Below are 24,448 nucleotides of genomic sequence, written 5' to 3'. Positions count from 1 at the left end.
CGTCGATCAGCTCGCCTGGCGATTGCTCCGCAGCAGGCTCAGCGCCATCAGCGCGAGCAGGCCGACGCCAGCCAGCAGCAGCGCCCACAGGCCGTAGCGTTTCCAGTGGGTATCGGCTTTCGCGACATCGGCGGGCAATTGTGTCGCCGGCGCCTGAAGAGTGCCCATGAGCCGCGCCTCGCCCATGCTCGCCAGGCGCTTGGGCTCGTAGCCGGGCACCAGGGTAGTCAGCGGCAGGCTGCCATCGCTGATCGAGCCGCTGCCCACCGCCAGTTCATAGGGCGCGCCGCCGCGGGCGAGGAACACCAGTTCGCTGGCGCGAACGCCCACGCTCAGGTGCGCCGTCGAACCGCCGAGGCCGCCGCCGCGCGAATCCACCTGCAGACGCAGCTGGCCCAGGGTGGTGCCCGGCAGTTCCAGCTCCTCCTGGGTGATTTCGCCACCCTGCCCCGGCAGGCGATACAACACGCCGCGCGTCAGGGGAGTCCACTGCACATTGCCGTCATGGCGGCCGGAGATCACCACCGGCGCCAGGGTGTTGTCCTGCTGCAGGGGAATCCGCACGCGCTCTACCGGCAGCGCCAGCGGCAGGCTCCAGCTGAAATCGCCATTGTTGTCGGCCTTGGCCGCCAGCGGCTCGGACCAGAGCATCGGCACCGGGCCGCTACTGCTGCGGCTGCCACTGAGCGTGGCGCCGACCAGTTGTGCGGCCTGCTCCGGCGATTCCCACCACAGGCGCAGGTAGCGCGCCGTCTGGCCGGGCAGCGCGATGTCGTTCTGCTCGATGTGTTGGCCGTTGAAATCCAGCCGCGCCAGCTGCCCTTCCCCCAGGGAACGCCAGTGCTCCAGGTCGTCGCTGGCCTCGATGCGCAGGCGCTGGAAGCCGTCGCTGTCCGCCGTCCAGTCCAGCTGCAGGCGGTCCAGCGGCAAATCGCCGGAACCGGTTTCCAGCAGCCAGCCGCGCAGTACCTGGGTCTTGTCCTGGGCAGGCGCGTTCGGAGTGATTTCGAGGATGGTGCCGGTGGTGCTGCGGACGATCTTCAGGTTGTCGCCGGCCGCGCTGCCGGAAGCACCGCGCAGCGGGAAGAAGCGCGCCTGCACTTCGCTGCGCACCTCCTTCTCGCTGGCCGCACTGGTGCGCAGGCTGTAGGGCAGCGCCTCGCCTTCGGCATTGAAGATGCGCACGTCTCGCAGGTCGCCATGGCGGGCCGCGAACAGCACCTCGATGGGCAATTGCACGCGGTACCACGGACCGTCGCCGGACACTTCCAGCGGAACACGGTTGGCGAAGTCCGTCGGCGTGGGTGCGGCACTGGCCTGGTTGCCCGACAGGCAGGCACCGGCGAGCAGGATGAGGGTATTGAGCTTCATGCGGAGGGTTGCTCCTGTTGCGGTTGCGCTTCGGGCACCGGCCGGCGCGGCGGCAGCGGGGCGAAGTAGCCGACGATCAGCATCAGCACGCCGACGCCGATGAAGGAAATGATGCGTTCCAGGCTGCCGCCGCTGGCGCGGTCGACGAGGAACAGCTTGATCACCACCACGACCAGCAGCACCGCACCGACCAGCCAGAAGTCGCGGCGGCCGCGCAAGTGCCCGGCGATCATCAGGCCCAGGGCGATCAGCGCCCAGACGATGGACAGGCCGGCCTGCACCAGCATGGACTGGCTGAGGGAATCGAACTCGAACGGCACACCACCCCAGTGGTGAGCGGTGCGGCACACGGCCATGGTCAGCAGGGCGAACAACGAAGCGCCCAGCAGCGCCTGCACTGGCAGGCGCAGAGTCGACTCAGCCACGCCCAGTTGCGGCAGGCCCAGGCGCGTCCACTGGAAGATCGCCGCCAGCACGATGAGCATGCCCAGCTCCAGCGGGTTCACCAGCGGCAGGTAGGGCAGCGGGTCGGCCGCGCCGTTGCTGAACAGGTTGACCAGCCAGAACCAGCCCAGCAGCGCCAGGGCTACCGGGGCGGCGGCGATGGCGCGGTACTCGCGCTCGAAGGCCGCCACCGGCCACGGCAGGCGCGCGACTCCGCCCATGAGGATGAGGAACAGGCTCGGCACCAGCGCCCAGCCCAGCCAGCGCCAGGCGTTGTAATGCTCGGCCAGGGCGAAGAACAGGTAGCGCAGCTCCAGCGCCAGCACGCCGAGGATCAGCCAGCAGCCCAGCACATGGGCTGCCTGTGCCGCACGGTGCGGCAGCAAGGCATCGAGCCGGCGCAGAGTGAAGAAGTGCACCGCGAACACCGCCAGCCAGCCAAGCCAGCCCAGCTCGGCGAGCAGGTGGTACTGCAGGTTCCAGGCACTGGCCAGCGCCACCCACGACACCGGCACCAGCGCCAGGCACAGCAGCGCCAGCGCACGCCATTGCTCGCGGCGCGCCAGCAGCGACCAGAGGCCGACGCTGACCGCCGCTACCAGCAACGCCGTGTGTTCACGCATCTCGCTCGGCACGAAGCGGGCGATCTCCCACAGCGCGGTCAACGCCCACCAACCGGCGCCCCACACCAGCAGCAGCTGCGACAACTGCTCCAGGCCAAGGCCGCCCAGCGCCAGGTTGCGCTCGCGCTCGCTGGCCCGGTGCAGACGCCAGGCACCTACCAGCGCGGCCAGTGCCAGCACCGCCGGAGTCCAGAAGCCCATGTGCGCCAGCGGCTTCAGGCCCTCGCTGGGCAGGTCGCCAAACAGCGCCGAGCCGCCGAGCAGGAAGGCCCCGGCGCCGATCACCTGCAGCACCAGGCCGAAGACGAAGGCCGCGCGCTGCTGCAACTGCAGGCTCAGCCAGAGGATCAGCAGCCCGCTGCCGGCCCAGACGGCGGCGGCGGTCTGCCATGGCAGCACGAAGAGTACGGCGAGGTTGATGAAGGCCAGGCCCAGCAGCAGGACTACGCTCAGGCCGAGCATCAACCGGCGGTCGTCACGTACCAGGGAATCGCGCGCGGCGATCAGCATGGCGGCGATCAGCGCCAAGCCGATCAGCGAGGCAGTCACCAGCCCGCGCCAGCCTGAGCCGAGCACACCACTGCCCTCCTGCGCGCCGTGCAGATGCAGGAGGAACACCGCGCCACCCAGCAATTGCACCGCAAAGGCGCAGGCCAGGAAGGTGCGCGAGCGCAGGCGCAGCGCGGCGAACAGGGTCGCCAGCCCGGCGACGGCCCAGCTCATGGCGGTTCCGTCCGCGCCCATCAGCAGCGGCGCGATCAGGTAAAGGAAGGCCAGACCGAAGGCCGCCAGCACCGGGCGGGCATTCGGCTCCCAGCTGCGCAGGGTTTGCGCATCGGCATTGCGCAGGTTCCAGAAGCTGAACAGCAGCGCCACGCCGAGCATCAGTGCGCCCAGCGGTGCGCCTTCGAGCAGCGTCAGCGACTGCGGGTCGGCGCGCAGTTCGCCGAGGAAGGCCAGCGCCGCACCGATTTGCAGCAGCAAGGCGAAAATCCGCGCCAGCGGCCGCTGCTGGCGCAGGCCGAGCCAGAAGATGCCGGCGCCTTCCACGGCCCAGGCGGCGGAGGTCCAGCGTGCATCCAGGCCCAGCGGGATCGCCAGCGTGCCGAACACCACGCCCAGCGCCAGGCAGGTTTCCACCAGCAGCAGCGCGCGGCCGGCGGTGCGCCCGACCAGCAGGCGAGCGAGAAGCATGTAGAACAGGCCCAGCGCCAAGGCGCTGAACGCCGCGCCGAACTCCAGGTGCTGGATGATCCCGTATTGCAGGCCGAAGCCCACCAGCGGCGTGCCGAACAGCACAGTGCCGTCGACATAGTCGGTCTGCCGCGCCGACCAGCGCAGCAGTGCCGCGCGGGAATCATCCTCCGGCTCGCCAGCCGCCTCGCGCAGGCGACGGCGGGCGAACAGCAGGCCGATGGCGACGTAGGTGAGGAAGAACAGGATCAGGAACGGCTCGGTCGTGCCGAACAGCTCCGGCTTGTACGACCGCAGCCCCCAGGCCAGGCCGATGCCGAAGGTGCCGAAGAAGCCGATCAGGTTGAGCATCCGCCACGCCTTGAACCAGGCGATGGCGAAGATGCCGGCGTTGAGCAGGGCGAAGTAGCTGAACAGCGCGACATGGCTGCCACCGCCGGTGGACGCCAGGATCGGCGCGGCGAAACCGCCCAGCGCCGCGGCGGCGGCAAGGCCCACGGCATCCTGCAGGATAGCGAGGATCGCCGAGAACAGGGTGACCGCCACCAGCAGCACGAAGCCGGCTTTCGGGTCGATCAGCACTTCGCCATGGTTCATCGCCGGGTACAGCTTGATGCTGGCGAACACCGTCAGGTAGAGCACGGCGACGCCGGTGCCCTGGAGGATCAATGCATAGGCCGGGCGCCGATGACGCAGCCACCAACCGAGCCCGAGCAGCGCCAGCGCGGCGGCGGCGGTGCCGATGTAGGGGCCTTGCGGCGGCATGGTCATGCCTTCGGTGGCATAGCGCAGCAGGAAGGCCAGGCCGAGGAACAGCAGCACAACGCCGACGCGCAGCACGGTGTTGCCGCCCAGCAGCCAGTCGCGGGCGGCGCCGAAGGCGCGGTCGAACAGGGAAGGCACGGGCGGAGATGGCGGCAGCGGTGGTGCGGCAGGAGCCGGCTGCGGCTGGGCCCCGGACTCTTCGGCGCGAGCCTGGGAGGCAGGCCTTTGCATCGGTTCGAGCACCAGGTCGGACCACTCGATGGGCGCTTCCACCCGCGCGGCAGCGGCCGGGGCCAGCTCGTCGGCGGGCAGCTCGATGTTCCAATCAAGCTCGGCTGCTGCGGGTTCGCTGACGGGCGCCTCAGGCTCGGGCACGTCCGGCGCAACCGGCGTTTCCGGTGCAACGTACTCGGCAACGGCCGGCGGCGGCGTCTGCCCGCTCGCGCCACGCTCCACCTGCAGCAGCCGCTCATACAGGGCCTTGGTGCCCTGGTCGAAGCGCTCGCCAAAGGCCTTCAGCTCACCGCGAAGGCTGGCGTTCTCCCGTTGCAGGCTGTGCAGCGCGAAGATCTGCCCCAGCGCGAGACCAACCACCGCGCCCAATACCGCCCCAGTGATCGACTCGCCCGCAGCGGCGCCGATGACCAGGCCGACCAGCATGAAAATCCATTGCATGCTTTCGAATCCTTGAGGTTCTGTGCGAATCCATCCCGAACCGGACGGCAACGTCCGGCAGGCTGAGTATATCGGCCCGGTTCCCTGGCCTGCGTCCACTAACTCTCAGCTTCGAATACTCTGACGTCGCGAAGTTGCCTTGCAGCCACGCAGAAACGAAAAAGCCGGGCAGATGCCCGGCTTTTCCTTGCTACCAGTCGAATCAGACCTTGGCGCGCTCGTAGCGCTTGCGGTCGTTTTCGTTGAGCATTTTCTTGCGCAGACGGATGGACTTCGGAGTCACTTCCACCAGCTCGTCATCGGCGATGAATTCCAGCGCCTGCTCCAGGGTGAAGCGGATCGGCGGAACCAGGGCGATGACTTCGTCCTTGCCCGAAGCGCGCATGTTGTCGAGCTTCTTGCCTTTGGTGGGGTTGATCACCAGGTCGTTGTCACGGCTGTTGATGCCGGCCAGCTGGCCTTCGTAGATCTCGTCGCCTGGGCCGAGGAACAGCTTGCCGCGGCTTTGCAGGGTTTCCAGCGAGTAGGTCAGCGCGGTGCCGGTGGCCATGGAGACCAGTACGCCGTTCTGACGGTTGGTCACTTCGCCTGCCTTGATCGGGCCGTAGTGGCTGAAGGTCGAGGTCAGGATGCCGGTACCCGAGGTCAGGGTCAGGAAGTTGTTACGGAAGCCGATCAGGCCACGCGCCGGGATGGTGTATTCCAGGCGCACGCGGCCCTTGCCGTCGGGGATCATGTTGGTCAGATCGCCCTTGCGCAGGCCCATCTGTTCCATCACCGAGCCCTGGTGCTGCTCTTCGATGTCGATGGTGACGTTCTCGTAAGGCTCCTGCTTCTCGCCTTCGGCGGTCTCGATGATGACCACTTCCGGACGGCCTACGGCCAGTTCGAAGCCTTCACGGCGCATGGTTTCGATCAGTACCGAGAGGTGCAGTTCGCCACGGCCGGAGACCTTGAACTTCTCCGGGGAGTCGCCTTGCTCGACGCGCAGGGCCACGTTGTGCAGCAGTTCCTTGTCCAGACGGTCCTTGATGTTGCGGCTGGTGACGAACTTGCCTTCCTTACCGGCGAACGGCGAGTCGTTGACCTGGAAGGTCATGCTCACGGTCGGCTGGTCGACGGTCAGCGGCGGGCGCGCCTCGACGTTCTGCGGGTCGCACAGGGTGTCGGAGATGTACAGCTCGTCCATGCCCGAGACGCAGACGATGTCACCGGCTTCGGCTTCAGCGACTTCAACGCGCTGCAGGCCCGAGTGACCCATGATCTTCAGGATGCGGCCGTTGCGCTTGGTGCCGTCGTCGCTGATGGCCACGACCGGGGTGTTGGTCTTGACCTTGCCGCGGGCGATACGGCCGATGCCGATCACGCCGAGGAAGCTGTTGTAGTCCAGCTGGGAGATCTGCATCTGGAACGGACCGTCGACGTCGACTTTCGGCGCCGGAACGTGGTCGATGATCGCCTGGAACAGCGCGTCCATGTTGTCGTCCATCTTCTCGTGGTCCATGCCGGCGATGCCGTTCAGGGCACTGGCGTAGACGATCGGGAAGTCCAGCTGCTCGTCGGTGGCGCCGAGGTTGTCGAACAGGTCGAAGATCTGGTCGATGACCCAGTCAGGACGCGCGCCCGGACGGTCGATCTTGTTCACCACGACGATCGGACGCAGGCCGGCCTTGAAAGCCTTCTGGGTCACGAAGCGGGTCTGCGGCATGGGGCCGTCCTGGGCGTCGACCACCAGCAGCACGGAGTCGACCATCGACATCACGCGCTCCACCTCACCGCCGAAGTCGGCGTGGCCGGGGGTGTCGACGATGTTGATGCTGTAGTCATTCCATTTCAGGGCGGTGTTCTTCGCCAGAATGGTGATGCCACGCTCTTTTTCCTGGTCGTTGGAGTCCATCACGCGCTCGTTTTCCGCTTCTTTGCGGTCGAGGGTGCCGGACAGGCGCAGGAGCTTGTCTACGAGGGTGGTCTTGCCATGGTCGACGTGGGCGATGATGGCGATGTTGCGCAGTTTTTCGATCACAGTGTCAGTCTCGATAGTGAATCTTCGGCTGCCGTTTTCGGCAGCGGGGGCCGGGCCGTGGCGCGGCGGTGCAAAAGGTCAGGGCGTGAGCCTACGCACCGAATGTGTCGGGAGGTCGGTGGCGGATACTGCCGCCGAACAGTCCGGGCTGGCGGCGTTGGTCCGCGCCTTTATTGCGGACGGTAAACACGCACATTGGTGTGCCCTTCGTTGACCAGGTGGTGGGCGTGCAGGCGACTCATCACGCCCTTGTCGCAATACAGGAGGTACTGGCGATTGGGGTCCAGTTCCTTGAACTTGCTGTTGATCGCGTAGAACGGCATGGCCAGGACTTCGATGCCCTCGATGGCCAGCGGTTCATCTTCCTGGGCATCCGGGTGACGGATGTCCACGACGATCTGGCCAGCCAGCACTTCGTCGACCATTTCCACGGCCAGGTCCTTGCCCAGCTCGTCGATCACGCGGTCGACGGTCATCTGGGTGGAACGCTCCAGGGCGCGGTCGAGCACGGCCATGTCGAACTTGGTTTCTTCGTGGTCGACGCGGTACGGCTTGGCCTGGGTGGTCGGGTTTACCGAAATCACGCCGCAGTATTCTGGCATGTGCTTGGCGAACTCGGCGGTGCCGATCTTCGTCGCAGTGTCGATGATGTCCTGCTTGTGGCTGACGATCAGCGGGCGCAGGACCAGGGTGTCGGTCACCCGGTCGATCACCGAGAGGTTGGGCAGGGTCTGGCTGGAGACTTGGGAAATCGCCTCGCCGGTCACCAGCGCGTCGATCTCCAGGCGCTCGGCCACGCGGCTGGCGGCGCGCAGCATCATGCGCTTGAGCGTCACGCCCATGTAGCTGTCGTCGACCTTGGTGAGAATCTCGCCGACCACTTCCTCGAAGGGCACGCTGACGAACAGCACGCGCTGGGAACTGCCGTACTTCTTCCACAGGTAGTGCGCGACTTCCATCACGCCCAGTTCGTGGGCACGGCCGCCGAGGTTGAAGAACACGAAGTGGCTGATCATGCCGCGGCGCATCATCTGGTAGGCCGCCACGGTGGAGTCGAAGCCACCGGACATCAGCACCAGCACCTGCTCCAGCGCGCCCAGCGGGTAGCCGCCGAGGCCATCGTGCTGGGCGTGGATCACGTAGAGGCGGTCATGGCGGATTTCCACGCGCACTTGCACTTCCGGGTTCTTCAGCGACACGCCCGCCGCGCCGCAATGCTGGCGCAAGCCGCCGCCGACGTAGCGCTCCACATCGATGGAGGTGAAGGGGTGCTTGCCCGCGCGCTTGCAGCGCATGGAGAAGACCTTGCCCGGCAGCTGGTCGCCGAAGTGCGCCTTGCACTTCTCGAGGATGTCGTCGAAATCGCCCAGCGGGTATTCGTGCACTTCCAGGAAGTGGCCGATGCCCGGCGTGCAGGTCAGGCGCTCGATCATCTCGCGCAGGGCTTTCGGGTCGGTGACCTTGGTCTCGACCTCGAGGTTGTCCCACTCGCCTTCGACCAGCAGCTCGGGATCGAGATCGCGGAGCACCGTGCGAATGTTCTTCGCCAGCTGGCGGATGAAGCGCTTGCGCACCGGCCGGCTCTTGATGGTGATTTCCTGGAAGACCTTGACGATGAGTTTCATGCGGATCGGGCGATTGCCATGGGACTGAAAAAAAGGGGCGGAATTATATCCGAAATTGCTCAAGACTTGAGCAGAAATCGGAGACTTTCTTTTTAGTGCACCAAAATGGACTGACGCACCACGATGAAGCACCAAAGCGGTGCACTATTATCGCGCAATCCTCTATAACACCCGCCACACCCCGTGATTTCAGGGCCTCTGCCCATTTACGGGCACTGGCACGCAACTTGCTCTCTTGTGAGGCAGGTTGCCCTGGCCGACTATGCCGGCCGGCATCACCCGTTACTGGGGCACAGAAAGCTCCCAGCTCTAATCCCTCCTGGAGGACAGCATGTCGTACAAGTCGCAACAACTGATCAAAGATCATGACGTGAAGTGGGTTGACCTGCGCTTCACCGATACCAAAGGCAAGCAGCAGCACGTCACCATGCCCGCCCGCGACGCGCTGGACGACGAGTTCTTCGAAGCCGGCAAGATGTTCGATGGCTCCTCCATCGAAGGCTGGAAGGGCATCGAAGCCTCCGACATGATCCTGCTCCCGGACGACAGCACCGCCGTGCTCGACCCGTTCACCGAAGAGCCGACCCTGATCATCGTTTGCGACATCATCGAGCCGAGCACCATGCAAGGCTACGAGCGCGACCCGCGCAACATCGCCAAGCGCGCCGAGGAATACCTGAAGTCCACCGGTATCGGTGACACCGTATTCGTCGGCCCGGAGCCGGAGTTCTTCATCTTCGACGAAGTGAAGTTCAAGTCCGACATCTCCGGCTCGATGTTCAAGATCTTCTCCGAGCAGGCTTCCTGGAACACCGACGCCGACATCGAGACCGGCAACAAAGGTCACCGTCCGGGCGTGAAAGGCGGCTACTTCCCGGTACCTCCGGTCGATCACGACCACGAAATCCGTACCGCCATGTGCAACGCCATGGAAGAAATGGGCCTGGTCATCGAAGTTCACCACCACGAAGTGGCGACTGCCGGCCAGAACGAAATCGGCGTGAAGTTCAACACCCTGGTTGCCAAGGCTGACGAAGTTCAGACCCTGAAGTACTGCATCCACAACGTTGCCGACGCCTATGGCAAGACCGTGACCTTCATGCCGAAACCGCTGTACGGCGACAACGGCTCGGGCATGCACGTTCACATGTCCATCTCCAAGGATGGCAAGAACACCTTCGCTGGCGAAGGCTATGCCGGTCTGTCCGATACCGCCCTGTACTTCATCGGCGGCATCATCAAGCACGGCAAGGCGCTGAACGGCTTCACCAACCCGGCCACCAACTCCTACAAGCGTCTGGTTCCGGGCTTCGAAGCCCCGGTCATGCTGGCCTACTCGGCTCGCAACCGTTCCGCCTCGATCCGTATCCCGTACGTCTCCAGCCCGAAAGCCCGCCGCATCGAAGCGCGCTTCCCGGACCCGGCTGCCAACCCCTACCTGTGCTTCGCCGCACTGCTGATGGCTGGCCTGGACGGCATCCAGAACAAGATTCACCCCGGCGATGCCGCCGACAAGAACCTGTACGACCTGCCGCCGGAAGAGGCGAAGGAAATCCCGCAGGTTTGCGGCAGCCTGAAAGAGGCGCTGGAAGAACTCGACAAGGGCCGTGCGTTCCTGACCAAGGGCGGCGTGTTCACCGACGAGTTCATCGATGCCTACATCGAGCTGAAGTCGGAAGAAGAAATCAAGGTGCGCACCTTCGTGCACCCGCTGGAATACGACCTGTACTACAGCGTCTGATCCACGAATACCTATAAATAGCGACACCATTAAGGCCTCCTTTGGGAGGCCTTTTTTATGCGCCGAGAAAACTGCGACCAGGCATTTCGTACCTGTAGGATGGCGTGGAGCGCAGCGATACCCATCCTACAAAAGCAGTCCGCACGAAGCGGAATCAGATCCCGCCGTCCGCCGGTACGCCCTGCTCCTCGTCATCCTCGCGGCGCGACTTGCGCATGCGCGAGAGCTGCACGTTCAGGCGCGGCATGGACAGTTCCAGCCCGGCCTTGTCGAGCTTCTGCCGCAGGCGCAGGTTGAAAGCGCGCTGCACTTCCCACTGACGAATCGGCGCGGTCTTGAAGCGGAAGCGCAGGATCGCCTGGCCGGCGTCGAAGCTCTCGATGCCCTGGATTTCCAGCGGCGACCAGATGGCGCGGTTGATGGTGCGGTCGCCGCGCAGCTCGCCGGAGACTTCCTTGACCAGCGCCAGCGCGTCGTCGATCGGCATGCTCGCCGGCACCGGCCAGCGGAACATGGCGTAGCCGAACTGCCGCGAGTAGTTCTTGATGCTCTTGATCTCGCTGAACGGGATGGTGTGCACCACGCCGTCCAGGTCGCGCAGGCGCACGGTGCGGATGGTCAGGCCCTCCACCGTGCCGAGGTGGCCGCCGACGTCGACGTAGTCGTCGATGGACAGCGAGTCCTCGATGATGATGAACAGGCCGGTGATCAGGTCCGCCACCAGCGATTGTGCACCAAAGCCGATGGCCAGGCCGATGACACCGGCACCGGCAAGCAGCGGCGTGACGTTCATGCCCATGTTGGCCAGCGCGACGATCAGCGCGATCACCGCGATGGTCACGAACAGCACGTTGCGGATCAGTGGCAGCATGGTCAGCGCGCGGGCGTTGGCGCTCTTCTTGCCGCCCAGGCCGAGGCTGTGCTGCACCGCGGTGTCGGTAAGAATCCAGACCAGCCAGGCAACGAGCAGGGTGGTACCAAAGCTGAACAGCTTGAGACTGATCTGCGAGCCGTCGCCTTCGGCGAAACGCACCAGCGACATGCCCCAGACGCGCAAGCCGATCTCCAGGAAGAACAGCAGGCTGCCGATGTGCAGCAGCGTGTAGCCGAAGCTCTGCAACTGCTCGATGTACGGCGCATGGCGACGCGCACCGCGCCGCGCGGAGCGCTGGTGGGCGCGGCGGATCAGGCCGTTGACGGTCATCGCCACCACCGCAACGGCGGCGCAGACCAGGGCGCGGCGCAGGGCGTAGCTGCTGTCGCCAGCGGTGACGATGGTGGCGAACAGCGAGATGCCCACCAGCACCAGCACCGGCAGGAACCAGATCGAGCCGATCAGCTCCACCAGGTCGCTCAGGCCCCGGCGCTTGAGGCGACGCTCCAGCGGCTGGTTGCGGATCAGGTGGGCGATGGGCCGGCGGAACTGCAGGACGAACAGTGCAGTGAGCAGCGCGGCACAGATGTTCGCCACGGAACCGACAAACAGCGAGATGTTCATCCCCAGGCTCTCGATGACGCGCGGGTCGTGCATCACTTCACCCAGCGCCGCGAGGCTGCCGATCAGCCAGAGCGGACGGAAGGCGCGGCGGCGCAGGATGTCCAGCGCACGCATGCGGTGCGGGCCGCTGAGCAGCGACAGGGAGATCACGCACAGCGCGGAGAACAGCGTGCCGCACACCAGGGTGTAGGCGATCACCATCGCCACCAGCTTGCCCAGCGAGCTGGGCAGCACCAGGGACAGGTAGACGGTGATCAGGAAGGCCACCAGCCAGGGACCGAGCTTGCGCAGGGCGAACAGCAGCAGGTCGCGGGTCTTGGGGTGTTGCGGCAGCTCGCCCTCCAGGCCGAAGCGCTTGCGCATGCGCGCGGCGATCCAGCGCAGGCCGAGCGCGACGCAGGCCCAGATGAGGATGACCAGGGCGAAATCGAGGATCATCCCCGGCCATTCCGCCAGCGACGGGGTGCGGGCGTCGAGCTCAAAGCCGGCGCCCTGGAACAGCTCACTCCAGCGCACCACCGGGCTGTTGGCGCCCTCGAACTGGCGCTCCAGGCTACCCAGTGTATCGCCGATCAGGCCGAGCACTCCGCCCTGGTCCTCGGAACTCTTCTGCGTGGCGTCGCGCAACTGCTTGAGTTTCTTCAGCAGGTCGGCGCGCTGCTGGTCATTCTCCAGGGTCTTGATCACCTGGTTCAGCGACTGCTCCAGCTGGGCATCGCTGACCTTCGCCTCGCTACCTCCCGTCACCCCGGCCAGGGGCCCGGGAAGCGCCGCCAGCGCTGGCCCGGCGACGGACAAGCCGAGGCCCAGGCAGCACAGCAGCAGCCACTGACGAAGCAGGTAACGAATCGGACTCACAGGCATACCCCACCAACATGGACAATCACGCTTGCCCGCATCATACAGACGCCGGCGCCAGGCTCGGACCCGTCCCACGCAGGAAAGGTCCCCCCACGAGCAGCAGCGCACAACGCGCGGCGCCCCGCTGAAAGACAATAGGCAACTTGCCAGCCGCCGTCGGCGGTGCAAGGCTTGGCATGACCATCCGGAGATTCTTCATGCGCCTGATCCTCACCGCCCTGCTGCTCGCCGCCGCATTGCCAGCCAGCGCGCAGATCTACAAGTACACCGACGCCAACGGCAAGACGGTGTTCACCAACCAGCCGCCGACCAATGTCGACGCCAAGCCCGTGGAGCTGCCGCCGACCAACACCGTCGGCCCGCAAGGTCCAGTCGCAGTGCCCGCCGACAGCGGCACCGAGAACCAGGCGGCCAAGGCCTATGCGATTCTCGCTCTGAGCAACCTGCCCGATGACGAGTCGCTGCGCCAGAACAACGGCACCTTCATCGTCAACGTCGTGGTGCAGCCCGCCCTGGCAGCGGGCCATCAACTGCAGCTGGTGCTTGACGGTCAGCCCTACGGCGCGCCGACCACCAGCACCGGCATCGGTGTGCAGAACATCGATCGTGGTGACCACACCATGGCGGTCCAGGTCCTGCAGGGCAGTCGGGTGATCCAGACCAGTGCGCCGGCGAGCTTCACCTTGCAACGCATCAGCACCAACAGCCCGCAACGGCCTCAGGTGAAACCCAGGACGGGCGGCTGACGATGCGCTATCTGGTGACTCTCTTGTCTGTAGCCCTGTTGTCGGCGCTGTTCTGCCTGTCGGCCAGCGCCGAGGTCTACACCTACATCGACAAGGACGGTAATCGCGTCTTCACCGATCAGCCGCCGCGCGGCAACGCACAGAAGCTCGATATGACGCCACGCAACGATCCACAGAAGTCACAGAACGGCTTCCGCATGCCACCGCCACTGTACGCACCGGCCACACCCGAGTTGCCACCCGGCCCACCGGCCTACCAGCTGCTGCGCATCATCGTGCCGGAGCCTGACGCCACGGTTCGAGCCAATGACGGCGCGCTGATCGTCTCCGCCACCAGCGACCCGGCCCTGCTGCCTGGGCATCTCTACCGCCTGCTGCTGGACGGCAAGCCCGTGGGCGAGCCCGGCCGCAGCCCGGTGTTCCCGCTGAACAACATCGACCGGGGCACCCACCAGCTTTCGGTAGAGATCATCGACACCCTCGGCCGCACCATCGAGCAGACGCCCAGCCAGCCCTTCCACATGTTCCGCGTCTCCCTGGCCGAAGCGGCCGATCTGGAGACTACCCACCCGCTCGCCGCCGCCAACCGCTGACGCGGCGTGCGGCCAGGCACAAATGCACCATATCGGTGCATACGCCTGCACCACTTTCTATACTCTCCCCATTTCGGGTCACTCCTGCTGACCGGATCGGCAGCCTGCGCACCGCAAATCAGCGCGATGCCGCGAAATACGCGTCTTTTCAGGGCCTGGTTTGCTTTTTGCATTTTCCCGCACAGTCTTGGGACATCTCTTACGCCATGCCTACAGAAACCCAGCTCCGCCTGTTGCTCGACAACCTCACCACGGCGGTGATCCTGCTCAATGCCGAGCTGCGCCTGGAGTACATGAATCCGGCGGCGGAAATGCTGCTGGCGGTCAGCGGCCAGCGCAGCCACGGGCAGTTCATCAGCGAGCTGTTCACCGAATCGCCCGAGGCACTGCAGTCGCTGCGCCAGGCGGTGGAGGAGGCGCACCCCTTCACCAAGCGCGAGGCGAGCCTGACCTCGCTGACCGGTCAGACCATCACCGTGGACTACGCGGTGACGCCGATCCTCGACCGTCGCGACACCCTGCTGCTGCTGGAAGTCCACCCGCGCGACCGACTGCTGCGGATCACCAAGGAAGAGGCGCAGCTGTCCAAGCAGGAAACCACCAAGCTGCTGGTGCGTGGCCTGGCCCACGAGATCAAGAATCCGCTGGGCGGCATTCGCGGCGCGGCGCAGCTGCTTTCCCGCGAGCTGCCAGAGGAATCGCTCAAGGACTACACCAACGTCATCATCGAAGAAGCCGACCGCCTGAGAAATCTGGTGGACCGCATGCTCGGCTCGAACAAGCTGCCGCAGCTCTCGGTGACCAACGTCCACGAAGTCTTGGAACGCGTCTGCAGCCTGGTGGAGGCCGAGACCCAGGGCACCATCCCGCTGGTGCGCGACTACGACCCGAGCATCCCTGACCTGCTGATCGACCGCGAGCAGATGATCCAGGCCGTGCTCAACATCGTGCGCAACGCCATGCAGGCGATCGCCGCGCAGAACGAACTCAAGCTGGGGCGCATCACCCTGCGCACCCGCACCCTGCGCCAGTTCACCATCGGCCACACACGCCATCGCCTGGTGTGCAAGGTGGAGATCATCGACAACGGCCCAGGCATACCGGCCGAACTGCAGGACACCATCTTCTATCCGATGGTCAGCGGCCGTGCCGACGGCACCGGCCTGGGCCTCGCGATTACCCAGAACATCATCAGCCAGCACCAGGGCTTGATCGAATGCGAAAGCCATCCGGGCCACACCGTATTCAGTCTGTTCCTGCCCCTGGAACAAGGAGTGCATTGACCATGAGCCGATCAGAGACCGTCTGGATCGTCGACGACGACCGCTCCATCCGCTGGGTACTGGAAAAAGCCCTGCAACAGGAAGGCATGACCACCGTCAGCTTCGACAGCGCCGACAGCGTCATGAGCCGGCTGGGCCGGCAGCAGCCGGACGTGATCATCTCCGACATCCGCATGCCCGGTTCCAGCGGCCTCGACCTGCTGGCGCAGATCCGCGAGGTGCACCCGCGCCTGCCGGTGATCATCATGACCGCGCACTCGGACCTGGACAGCGCAGTAGCCTCCTACCAGGGCGGTGCCTTCGAGTACCTGCCCAAGCCCTTCGACGTCGACGAGGCGGTCTCCCTGGTCAAGCGCGCCAACCAGCACGCCCAGGAGCAGCAAGGCCTGGAAGCGCCGACCAACCAGACGCGCACCCCGGAGATCATCGGCGAGGCGCCGGCGATGCAGGAGGTGTTCCGCGCCATCGGCCGCCTCTCGCACTCCAACATCACCGTGCTGATCAACGGCGAGTCCGGCACCGGCAAGGAACTGGTTGCCCATGCCCTGCACCGCCACAGCCCTCGCGCGGCCTCGCCGTTCATCGCCCTGAACATGGCGGCGATCCCGAAGGACCTGATGGAGTCCGAGCTGTTCGGCCATGAAAAAGGCGCCTTCACCGGCGCGGCCAACCAGCGCCGCGGCCGCTTCGAGCAGGCCGACGGCGGCTCGCTGTTCCTCGACGAGATCGGCGACATGCCGGCCGACACCCAGACCCGCCTGCTGCGCGTACTGGCAGACGGCGAGTTCTACCGCGTGGGTGGCCACACCCCGGTGAAGGTGGACGTACGGATCATCGCCGCGACTCACCAGAACCTGGAAAACCTGGTGCGCGAGGGCAAGTTCCGCGAAGACCTGTTCCACCGCCTGAACGTCATCCGCGTACACATCCCGCGCCTGGCCGACCGCCGCGAGGACATCCCCGCGCTGGCCCGGCACTTCCTCTCCCGCGCCGCGCAGGAACTGGCGGTGGAGCCCAAGCTGCTCAAGCCGGAAACCGAGGAATACCTGAAGAACCTTGGCTGGCCGGGCAACGTGCGCCAGCTGGAGAACACCTGCCGCTGGATCACCGTCATGGCTTCCGGCCGCGAGGTGCACATCGATGACCTGCCGCCGGAGCTGATGACCCAGCCGCAGGACAGCGTACCGGCCGCCAACTGGGAGCAGGCCCTGCGCCACTGGGCCGACCAGGCGCTGGGCCGCGGGCAGTCCAGCCTGCTGGATACCGCCGTTCCAGCTTTCGAACGGATCATGATCGAGACCGCGCTCAAGCACACCGCCGGCCGCCGCCGCGATGCCGCCGTGCTGCTGGGCTGGGGCCGCAATACCCTGACCCGCAAGATCAAGGAACTGGGCATGAAGATCGACGGCCCGGACGACGACGGCGAGGACTGACGTCCTTCCACGAGAAAGGGGCCAGAAGGCCCCTTTTTTCTTGCGCGGCGCTCCTCAAAAACGCCCCTGGCCCAAGGGCTACGCAGGCTGAACGCGGTCATATCCCGGCAACATCTATCCCCAGAACCTGTGGATAACACTGTGCACGGAACGGGGAAGGAACGTGCTACAGCCCAGAGCACGCGCGGTCTGGAGGTTTGCGTGGTTTCTGTGCAGGAATTTCCGGCTTGCCCACATCCACTGTGTGCCCGCCTGTGGATAAGCTTGGGGCAAGCCGCTGCGCTCCCCGCCCGGCGCGGGTTTGCACGAATCGATCAGAAAACGCTCAATCCATCGCGAAGCCGTGCTGACGCCAGGCTTCATAGACAGTCACGGCCACGGTGTTGGACAGGTTCAGGCTGCGGCAACCGGGGCGCATCGGCAGGCGCACGCGCTGTTCCGGTGGCAGGGCGTCGCGCACTTCTTCCGGCAGGCCACGGCTTTCCGGGCCGAACAGGAAAGCGTCGCCACGCTCATAGGCCACTTCGTGGAACGGCTGCGAACCCTTGGTGGTGAACGCGAACAGGCGCGGCTGGCCGAGCTGCTCCAGGCATTCTTCCAGTCTCGCATAACGGCGCACGCTGGCGTACTCGTGGTAATCCAGCCCGGCGCGACGCAGACGCTTGTCGTCCAGCTCGAAGCCCAGCGGCTCGATCAGGTGCAGGCTGCAACCCGCGTTGGCGCACAGCCTGATAATGTTGCCGGTGTTTGGGGGGATTTCCGGTTGAAAAAGGATTACGTGGAACATGCAGCGCTCCGAGCCTGAGAACGGCGGGCATTCTACCCCCGCCAAGGAGCAAATGCGGCCAAGGCCCTGGTTGAAGGTGCTGGTTTCGCTGTGCGTGCTCGGCCTGCTGCTGGGGCTGATGCTTGGCCGCCTGGTGAATCCGCCACACGAGGGGCCCCCGCAGATCCTTGCGGTAGAGCCTTCTGCCGATGGATTGGTAGTCACTCTGGACGCGCAGCCCGCCGTTCGCGCCGGCCATCTGGACGGCGCCCTGGCCGTGCAGATCGAGGCCAGCGGCAACGCGCAGCAGGGCCAGTTGCGGATCGGCGATGCGCCGGTGCGCTGGAAGCTGGAGCCAAGGGAGCGCGGGGTTCTGCTGACGCTGCTGTCAACCCGGCGCCTGCAGGGCAACTGGGACAGCGCCGAGGTCGGGGGCCGGTGGCGCCTGACCATCAGCGCGCGGCCCGAATAAAAGCGGGGTTTTCCCGGCCTGCCTGGTCCGGGGCCCCGAAGCGGGAAGCGAACCCTCCGAAAGGAGGCTCGCGGGCATAAAAGAGGGGTTTACCCGGCCTGCCTGTACCAGGACCCCTAACGGGTGCGCGGCTCGCCTTAGCGCGCCTGCGGGCATAAAAAGGGGGCTTTCCCGGCCTGCCTGTACCAGGACCCCCGAACCGGCTGCGACGGCCACCGCTTCGGACGGCACGCTCGCAAGTTGTAAAAGAGGGGTTCCCCAGCCTGCCTGTACCGAGGCCCCTGAAATCGCTGTTATCAGAGGTATTGCAGAGGGCGTGCCAAGATTGCTTGCCGAGTATTCCGCCCCAGTCCCAAGCCGCGCCCTGGCTGGCTGAAAGCCCCGTAACCAGGCGCTTCCAGGGATCTCCACAAACGCTCGAAGCAGCGCACGCCGGCCTCTAAACCGGGGATTCCAGGGCCTCCCTGCTGCGCTGCCCGCTGCGCCCTGCTAGTGCGCATGCACCAAACTTGAACGCGCGGCCCTTACCCACAGCAACCCTGAGCAAATACTGGAACAGCCTGTGGATAAGCGTGCCTGAGCCAGAAGCCACGCAGCACGCGCAGCCCTGATCAAAAAACGACCACCCAAATATCGCAGGCAAAGAAAAAGGCGCCCGAAGGCGCCTTTCTCGTTCGGCGTCAGTGCTTACTGGGCCGGGATCTCGCCGGATGCCTGCATGCGGGCGATTTCCTGCGCGTACAGCGCATCGAAGTTCACCGGGGACAGCATCAGCGCCGGGAACGAACCACGGACAACCAGGCTGTCCAGGGTTTCGCGGGCGTACGGGAAGAGGATGTTCGGGCAGAAGGCACCCAGGGTGTGGCTCATGCTGGACGCGTCCAGGCCCTTGATCAGGAAGATGCCAGCCTGCTGCACTTCAACGATGAAAGCGGTTTCCTCGTTGTTCTTCACGGTCACCGAAACGGTCAGGACCACTTCGTAGAAGTCGCCGTCCAGCTGCTTCTGACGGGTGTTGAGGTCCATGGCGATGCTCGGCTGCCACTCCTGACGGAAGATTTCCGGAGCCTTGGGGGCCTCGAAGGAGAGGTCACGCACGTAGATGCGCTGCAGCGAGAACTGCGGGTTGTTGTCTTGTTCGGCTGCGCCGTTGCTGGCTTGTTCAGTCATTTCGGGACCTTCTTGTGCATCGTTTCAGAATGAGGAATTACGCCGAGAGCAGCGTATCCAGCTTGCCCGCGCGTTCCAGCGCGTAAAGATCGTCGCAGCCGCCGATGTGGGTTCCGTCGATCCAGATCTGCGGCACTGAAGTCCGACCCGCCTTGCTGGCCATCTCGGCGCGTACGCCAGGCTTGCCGTCCACGGAGATTTCCTCGTAGGCAACGCCCTTCTTGTCCAGCAGGGCCTTGGCGCGGATGCAATAAGGGCACCACGCGCTGGTGTAGATCAAGGTCGACGACATCTCACTTCACCAGGGGCAGGTTGTCGCCACGCCAGCTGCCGATGCCGCCGGAGAGCTTGGCGGCGGTGTAGCCGGCCTTCTGCAGCACGCTGCACCAGGTGCCCGAATGCTGGCCCATGCCGTCGACCACGATGATGGTCTTGGCCTTGTGTTTGTCCAGCTCGCTCAGGCGCGCGTTCAGCTTGTCCGCCGGGATGTTCAGGGCGCCGACGATATGGCCGGTGGCGAACTCCTTGGTCGGGCGGATATCCAGCACTACGGCCTGCTCGGCGTTGACCATGGCGGTCAGCTCGCGGGTGGACAACGCGCGGCCGCCCTTGCGCATTTCGTGCAGGGCCAGCAGCACCAGCAGGATGACCAGGGCACCGACCAGCAGGTAGTGGTTGGTGGCGAATTCGATCAGACGAGGAAGAAACGAAGACATGCGCAGGACATCCAGACGTAAAAATGCCGGCCAGTATACACGCGCGTATCTGACGGCTGAACCCTGCCAATCATGGCGTCTGTCGGCACCAACCGGTAAAATGTCGGTCCTTTTCTGACCCCTATTCTCGGAAAGAGCCGTACCTATGACTGCAACGCGCAAACCGCTGGTCCTGATCATCCTGGACGGCTTCGGCCATAGCGATAGCCCTGAATTCAATGCCATCTACGCCGCGAAGAAGCCCAACTGGGACCGCCTGCTGGCCAGCCAGCCGAACGGCCTGATCTCCGGCTCGGGCATGGACGTCGGCCTGCCCGACGGCCAGATGGGCAATTCCGAGGTAGGCCACATGAACCTGGGCGCCGGCCGTGTCGTCTACCAGGATTTCACCCGCGTCACCAAGGCCATCCGCGACGGCGAGTTCTTCCAGAACCCGGTGCTGACCGGCGCCGTCGACAAGGCAGCGGGTGCCGGCAAGGCCGTGCACATCCTCGGCCTGCTCTCCGATGGCGGCGTGCACAGCCACCAGGACCATCTGATCGCCATGGCCGAACTGGCCGCGCAGCGTGGCGCGCAGAAGATCTACCTGCACGCCTTCCTCGACGGCCGCGACACCCCGCCCAAGAGCGCCGAGCCCTCGCTGAAGCTGCTCGACGACGCCTTCGCCCGCATCGGCAAGGGCCGCACCGCCAGTATCATCGGCCGCTACTTCGCCATGGACCGCGACAATCGCTGGGACCGTGTCGAAGCCGCCTACAACCTGATCACCGACGGCACCGCCGAATTCACCGCCGACACCGCCGTGGGCGCGCTGAACGCTGCCTATGAGCGCGGCGAGAGCGACGAATTCGTCAAGGCCACGCGCATTGGCGAGCAGGTGCGTGTGGAAGACGGCGACGCCGTGGTCTTCATGAACTTCCGTGCCGACCGCGCCCGCGAACTGTCGCGCGCCTTCGTCGAGCCGGGCTTCAAGGAGTTCCCGCGCCAGCGCGAGCTGCACCTGGCGCAGTACGTGATGCTCACCCAGTACGCGGCAAGCATCCCGGCACCCAGCGCGTTCAAGCCCGAATCCCTGGACAACGTCCTGGGCGAGTACCTGGCCAAGAACGGCAAGACCCAGCTGCGCATCGCCGAGACCGAGAAATACGCCCACGTGACCTTCTTCTTCTCCGGCGGCCGCGAAGAGCCGTTCGAAGGCGAAGAACGTATCCTCATCCCATCGCCCAAGGTCGCCACCTATGACCTGCAGCCGGAAATGAGCGCGCCGGAAGTCACCGACCGGATCGTTGACGCCATCGAGAACCAGCGCTTCGACGTGATCATCGTCAACTACGCCAACGGCGACATGGTCGGCCACACCGGCGTGTTCGAGGCCGCGGTGAAAGCCGTCGAGTGCCTGGATACCTGCGTCGGTCGGATCGTCGAGGCGCTGGACAAGGTCGGCGGCGAAGCCCTGATCACCGCCGATCACGGCAACGTCGAGCAGATGGAAGACGCGATGACCGGCCAGGCGCACACCGCGCACACCTGCGAGCCAGTGCCTTTCGTCTATGTCGGCAAGCGCAAGGTCAGCATCCGCGAGGGCGGCGTGCTCGCCGACGTGGCCCCGACCCTGCTGAATCTGATGGGTCTGGAACAGCCCAAAGAGATGACCGGCAAATCGATCGTCACCCTCCTTTAAGAACGACGATTGGGCGGGAACGTGAGCCATCTCCCGCCGGTCAGAGCAAACGCCCCACGCCATGCGGCCTGGGGCGTTTTTTTTAGCGCCCGCCACGGGCATACTAGCCCGGTCCAGAATCCAGGTGCCCGCCGCCCAATGCCCCGCGCCCTCCTCCCGCTGCTGCTGATCTGCCTCCTGAGCCCGCTCGCGGTCGTTGCCGACGAACGTGCCGACGCCCAACGTCAGCTGGAGCAGACGCAGAAAGACATCAATGAGCTGAAGAAGAACCTGAAGAACATCCAGGACGAAAAGTCCGGGGTGCAGAAGCAGCTCAAGTCCACCGAAACCCAGATGGGCGACCTGGAAAAGCAGATCAGGCAGATCCAGGACGAGATGAAGAAGAACGAGGAAGAGCTGCAGCGCCTCGATTCGGAGAAAAAAAAACTCCAGGGCGCACGCCTTGAGCAGCAGCGCCTGATCGCCATCCAGGCCCGCGCCGCCTACCAGAGCGGCCGCCAGGAATACCTCAAGCTGCTGCTGAACCAGGAACACCCCGAGAAGTTCAGCCGCACCCTCACCTACTACGACTACATCAACAAGGCGCGCCTGGAGCAGCTCTCGGCCTTCAACGAGACCCTGCGCCAGCTGAGCAACGTCGAACAGGAAATCACCTCGCAGAAGGACGAGCAGGTCGCCCAGCAGACCGCCCTCGAAGCCCGCCGCCAGGAGCTGGCCGACGCCCGCAAGGCGCGCCAGGAGACCCTGGCCAAGCTCAACAGCGACCTGAAGGACGGCAGCAGCAAGCTCAAGGACCGCGAGCAGAGCCAGGACGACCTGAACAAGGTCCTCAAGACCATCGAGGAAACCCTCGCCCGCCAGGCCCGCGAAGCCGAGGAAGCGCGCCAGCGCGCCCTGGCCGCCGAGCGCGAGCGGGTCAAGCGCGAGCAGGAGCTGGCCACGCGCGGCGAGAAGCCCGCAACGCCCTCCAGGCGCCCCGACTACAGCGGCCCGCTGGTTTCCAGCGGCTCCGGCTTCGGCGGCGCCTTCGCCGCCACCAAGGGCAAACTGCCCTGGCCGGTGGATGGCCGCGTGCTGGCGCGCTACGGCAGCCCGCGCGGCGACGACCCCCGCGCCACCTGGGATGGCGTGCTGATCGGCGCCAACGCCGGCAGTACCGTGCGCGCCGTGCATGGCGGCCGCGTGGTGTTCGCCGACTGGCTGCGCGGCTCAGGCCTGCTGGTCATTCTCGACCACGGTGGTGGCTACCTCAGCCTTTATGGGCATAATCAAAGTCTTCTGAAGGACGCCGGCGATACCGTCAAAGCAGGCGATCCCATTGCAACCGTGGGAGCCAGCGGGGGTCAGAGTACCCCGGCGGTGTATTTTGCCATTCGCCATCAGGGCCGCCCGGCGGACCCTTCGACCTGGTGTCGCACGCAGGGATAAGCGGCGATCACGCATTAGGAGCCAAACATGTCGCAAGCTTTCCGTCTCACTACCCTGGCCCTGGCCTTGCTGCTCGGCGTCGGTGCGGTCCAGGCCGCCGACGCGCCGGCCGCATCCCCTGCGGCCAACGGCAAGGAGGCTCCGCTGCCGCTCGACGAGCTGCGCACCTTTGCCGAGGTCCTGGACCGGGTGAAGGCGGCTTACGTCGAACCGGTGGACGACAAGACGCTGCTGGAGAATGCCATCAAGGGCATGCTCAGCAACCTCGATCCGCACTCCGCCTACCTCGGCCCGGAAGAGTTCGCCGAACTGCAGGAAAGCACCAGCGGTGAATTCGGCGGCCTGGGCATCGAGGTCGGCAGCGAGGATGGCTTCGTCAAGGTGATCTCGCCGATCGACGACACTCCCGCCGCCAACGCCGGCATCCAGCCGGGCGACCTGATCGTCAAGATCGACGGCAAGCCGACCAAGGGCCAGTCGATGAACGAGGCGGTGGACAGCATGCGCGGCAAGGCCGGCTCGCCCATCACCCTGACCATCGTGCGCGGCGGCGGCAAGCCGTTCGACGTAACCCTCAAGCGCGCCGTCATCAAGGTCAAGAGCGTGAAGAGCCAGCTGCTCGAACCGGGCTACGGCTACCTGCGCATCACCCAGTTCCAGGTGAACACCGGCGAGGAGACCGTCAAGGCGCTGTCCAAGCTGCGCAATGACAACAAGGGCAAGCTCAAGGGCATTGTGCTGGACCTGCGCAACAACCCCGGTGGCGTGCTGCAGTCCGCGGTGGAAGTGGCTGACGCCTTCCTCACCAAGGGCCTGATCGTCTACACCAAGGGCCGCATCCCGAACTCCGAGCTGCGCTTCTCCGCCGACCCGGCCGACCCGAGCGACGGCGTCCCGCTGGTGGTGCTGATCAACGGCGGCAGCGCCTCGGCGGCGGAGATCGTCGCCGGCGCCCTGCAGGACCAGAAGCGCGCGATCCTCATGGGTACCGACAGCTTCGGCAAGGGCTCGGTACAGACCGTGCTGCCGCTGAACAACGACCGCGCCCTGAAGCTCACCACCGCGCTGTACTACACCCCCAATGGCCGCTCCATCCAGGCCCAGGGCATCACCCCGGACATCGAGGTGGAACGCGCCAAGGTAACCCGCGAGAAGAGCGAATTCGACGGCTTCAAGGAAGCGGACCTGCAGGGCCACCTGGCCAACGGCAATGGCGGCCAGGACCGTCCGACCACTTCCGGCAAACCGCCGGTGGATCGCCCGCAGGATGGCGACTACCAGCTCAGCCAAGCCCTCAGCCTGCTGAAAGGACTCAGCGTCAGCCGCGGCAACAACTGACC

18 protein-coding genes are annotated in these 24,448 nt (G+C 65.4%); 9 read left to right on the top strand and 9 right to left on the bottom strand.

The window, feature by feature from the left end; genetic code table 11:
- Nucleotides 1-6 precede the first annotated feature (6 nt).
- The 4 genes from IB273_RS23640 to thiI all read right to left on the bottom strand — a co-directional run bounded on the left by IB273_RS23640 (nt 7) and on the right by thiI (nt 8,720).
- On the bottom strand, nt 7-1,371 hold the full coding sequence (locus IB273_RS23640) for a DUF3999 domain-containing protein (RefSeq protein WP_192225155.1): 1,365 nt from the start codon (nt 1,369-1,371) through the stop codon (nt 7-9).
- Nucleotides 1,368-5,072, bottom strand: a complete 3,705-nt coding sequence (locus IB273_RS23635; RefSeq protein WP_192225154.1) for a DUF2339 domain-containing protein — start codon at nt 5,070-5,072, stop codon at nt 1,368-1,370. Before IB273_RS23635 ends, IB273_RS23640 begins: the two co-directional genes overlap by 4 nt.
- Before the next feature lie 202 nt (nt 5,073-5,274).
- Nucleotides 5,275-7,095, bottom strand: a complete 1,821-nt coding sequence (gene typA / locus IB273_RS23630; RefSeq protein WP_138523659.1) for a translational GTPase TypA — start codon at nt 7,093-7,095, stop codon at nt 5,275-5,277.
- Between the two features lie 170 nt (nt 7,096-7,265).
- On the bottom strand, nt 7,266-8,720 hold the full coding sequence (gene thiI, locus IB273_RS23625; protein WP_192225153.1) for a tRNA uracil 4-sulfurtransferase ThiI: 1,455 nt from the start codon (nt 8,718-8,720) through the stop codon (nt 7,266-7,268).
- Nucleotides 8,721-9,051: 331 nt separating this feature from the next.
- On the opposite strand from thiI, the gene glnA reads away from it, so the two are divergent.
- A complete protein-coding gene (glnA, locus tag IB273_RS23620; protein ID WP_045215805.1) occupies nt 9,052-10,461 on the top strand; it encodes a glutamate--ammonia ligase in 1,410 nt (469 codons plus the stop codon).
- Nucleotides 10,462-10,615: 154 nt separating this feature from the next.
- Here the strand turns inward: glnA and IB273_RS23615 are convergent, their stop codons facing one another.
- Entirely contained in the window at nt 10,616-12,823 is a 2,208-nt protein-coding gene (locus IB273_RS23615) for a mechanosensitive ion channel family protein (protein WP_192225152.1), read from the bottom strand.
- Between the two features lie 194 nt (nt 12,824-13,017).
- On the opposite strand from IB273_RS23615, the gene IB273_RS23610 reads away from it, so the two are divergent.
- The 4 genes from IB273_RS23610 to ntrC all read left to right on the top strand — a co-directional run bounded on the left by IB273_RS23610 (nt 13,018) and on the right by ntrC (nt 16,875).
- Entirely contained in the window at nt 13,018-13,566 is a 549-nt protein-coding gene (locus IB273_RS23610) for a DUF4124 domain-containing protein (RefSeq protein ID WP_192225151.1), read from the top strand.
- A 2-nt stretch (nt 13,567-13,568) separates the two neighbouring features.
- On the top strand, nt 13,569-14,159 hold the full coding sequence (locus IB273_RS23605; RefSeq protein ID WP_192225150.1) for a DUF4124 domain-containing protein: 591 nt from the start codon (nt 13,569-13,571) through the stop codon (nt 14,157-14,159).
- Nucleotides 14,160-14,365: 206 nt separating this feature from the next.
- Nucleotides 14,366-15,442 carry a nitrogen regulation protein NR(II) gene (gene glnL / locus IB273_RS23600; protein WP_138523669.1) on the top strand — a complete coding sequence of 359 codons (1,077 nt, stop codon included), beginning with the start codon at nt 14,366-14,368 and terminating at the stop codon, nt 15,440-15,442.
- 2 nt (nt 15,443-15,444) lie between these two features.
- On the top strand, nt 15,445-16,875 hold the full coding sequence (gene ntrC / locus IB273_RS23595; protein ID WP_151188585.1) for a two-component system response regulator NtrC: 1,431 nt from the start codon (nt 15,445-15,447) through the stop codon (nt 16,873-16,875).
- 325 nt (nt 16,876-17,200) lie between these two features.
- Here ntrC and trmL read toward each other — a convergent pair whose 3' ends face one another.
- A complete protein-coding gene (trmL, locus tag IB273_RS23590; protein ID WP_192225149.1) occupies nt 17,201-17,662 on the bottom strand; it encodes a tRNA (uridine(34)/cytosine(34)/5-carboxymethylaminomethyluridine(34)-2'-O)-methyltransferase TrmL in 462 nt (153 codons plus the stop codon).
- Here trmL and IB273_RS23585 point away from each other — a divergent pair.
- Nucleotides 17,661-18,113: a hypothetical protein gene (locus IB273_RS23585; RefSeq protein WP_081515347.1), complete on the top strand. Its 453-nt coding sequence runs from the start codon at nt 17,661-17,663 to the stop codon at nt 18,111-18,113. The genes trmL and IB273_RS23585 overlap by 2 nt on opposite strands.
- A gap of 687 nt (nt 18,114-18,800) precedes the next feature.
- Here the strand turns inward: IB273_RS23585 and secB are convergent.
- From secB to IB273_RS23570, 3 genes are read right to left on the bottom strand one after another with little or no spacing between them, the layout of a single operon-like run.
- Nucleotides 18,801-19,283 carry a protein-export chaperone SecB gene (gene secB, locus IB273_RS23580; protein ID WP_017517171.1) on the bottom strand — a complete coding sequence of 161 codons (483 nt, stop codon included), beginning with the start codon at nt 19,281-19,283 and terminating at the stop codon, nt 18,801-18,803.
- A 37-nt stretch (nt 19,284-19,320) separates the two neighbouring features.
- The gene (gene grxC, locus IB273_RS23575) at nt 19,321-19,575 is read right to left on the bottom strand and encodes a glutaredoxin 3 (protein WP_045215790.1); all 255 of its coding nucleotides are present in this window, start codon (nt 19,573-19,575) and stop codon (nt 19,321-19,323) included.
- 1 nt (nt 19,576) lies between these two features.
- Nucleotides 19,577-19,999 (bottom strand): rhodanese-like domain-containing protein, encoded by a 423-nt coding sequence (locus tag IB273_RS23570; protein WP_081515346.1) that lies wholly within the window; start codon nt 19,997-19,999, stop codon nt 19,577-19,579.
- Between the two features lie 145 nt (nt 20,000-20,144).
- Between IB273_RS23570 and gpmI the strand changes: the two genes are divergently transcribed.
- The 3 genes from gpmI to IB273_RS23555 all read left to right on the top strand — a co-directional run bounded on the left by gpmI (nt 20,145) and on the right by IB273_RS23555 (nt 24,446).
- Nucleotides 20,145-21,680: a 2,3-bisphosphoglycerate-independent phosphoglycerate mutase gene (gene gpmI, locus IB273_RS23565; protein ID WP_081515345.1), complete on the top strand. Its 1,536-nt coding sequence runs from the start codon at nt 20,145-20,147 to the stop codon at nt 21,678-21,680.
- 138 nt (nt 21,681-21,818) lie between these two features.
- Nucleotides 21,819-23,108, top strand: coding sequence for a murein hydrolase activator EnvC family protein (locus tag IB273_RS23560; protein WP_081515344.1), 1,290 nt, complete (start codon nt 21,819-21,821; stop codon nt 23,106-23,108).
- 27 nt (nt 23,109-23,135) lie between these two features.
- Nucleotides 23,136-24,446 (top strand): S41 family peptidase, encoded by a 1,311-nt coding sequence (locus tag IB273_RS23555; protein WP_081515343.1) that lies wholly within the window; start codon nt 23,136-23,138, stop codon nt 24,444-24,446.
- The last annotated feature ends 2 nt before the right edge of the window (nt 24,447-24,448 follow it).

Source organism: Pseudomonas sp. PDM19, assembly GCF_014852215.1.
Taxonomy (GTDB): domain Bacteria; phylum Pseudomonadota; class Gammaproteobacteria; order Pseudomonadales; family Pseudomonadaceae; genus Pseudomonas.
The sequence above is the reverse complement of the archived record's forward strand: the minus strand, read 5'-3'. Positions and strand labels throughout refer to the sequence as shown.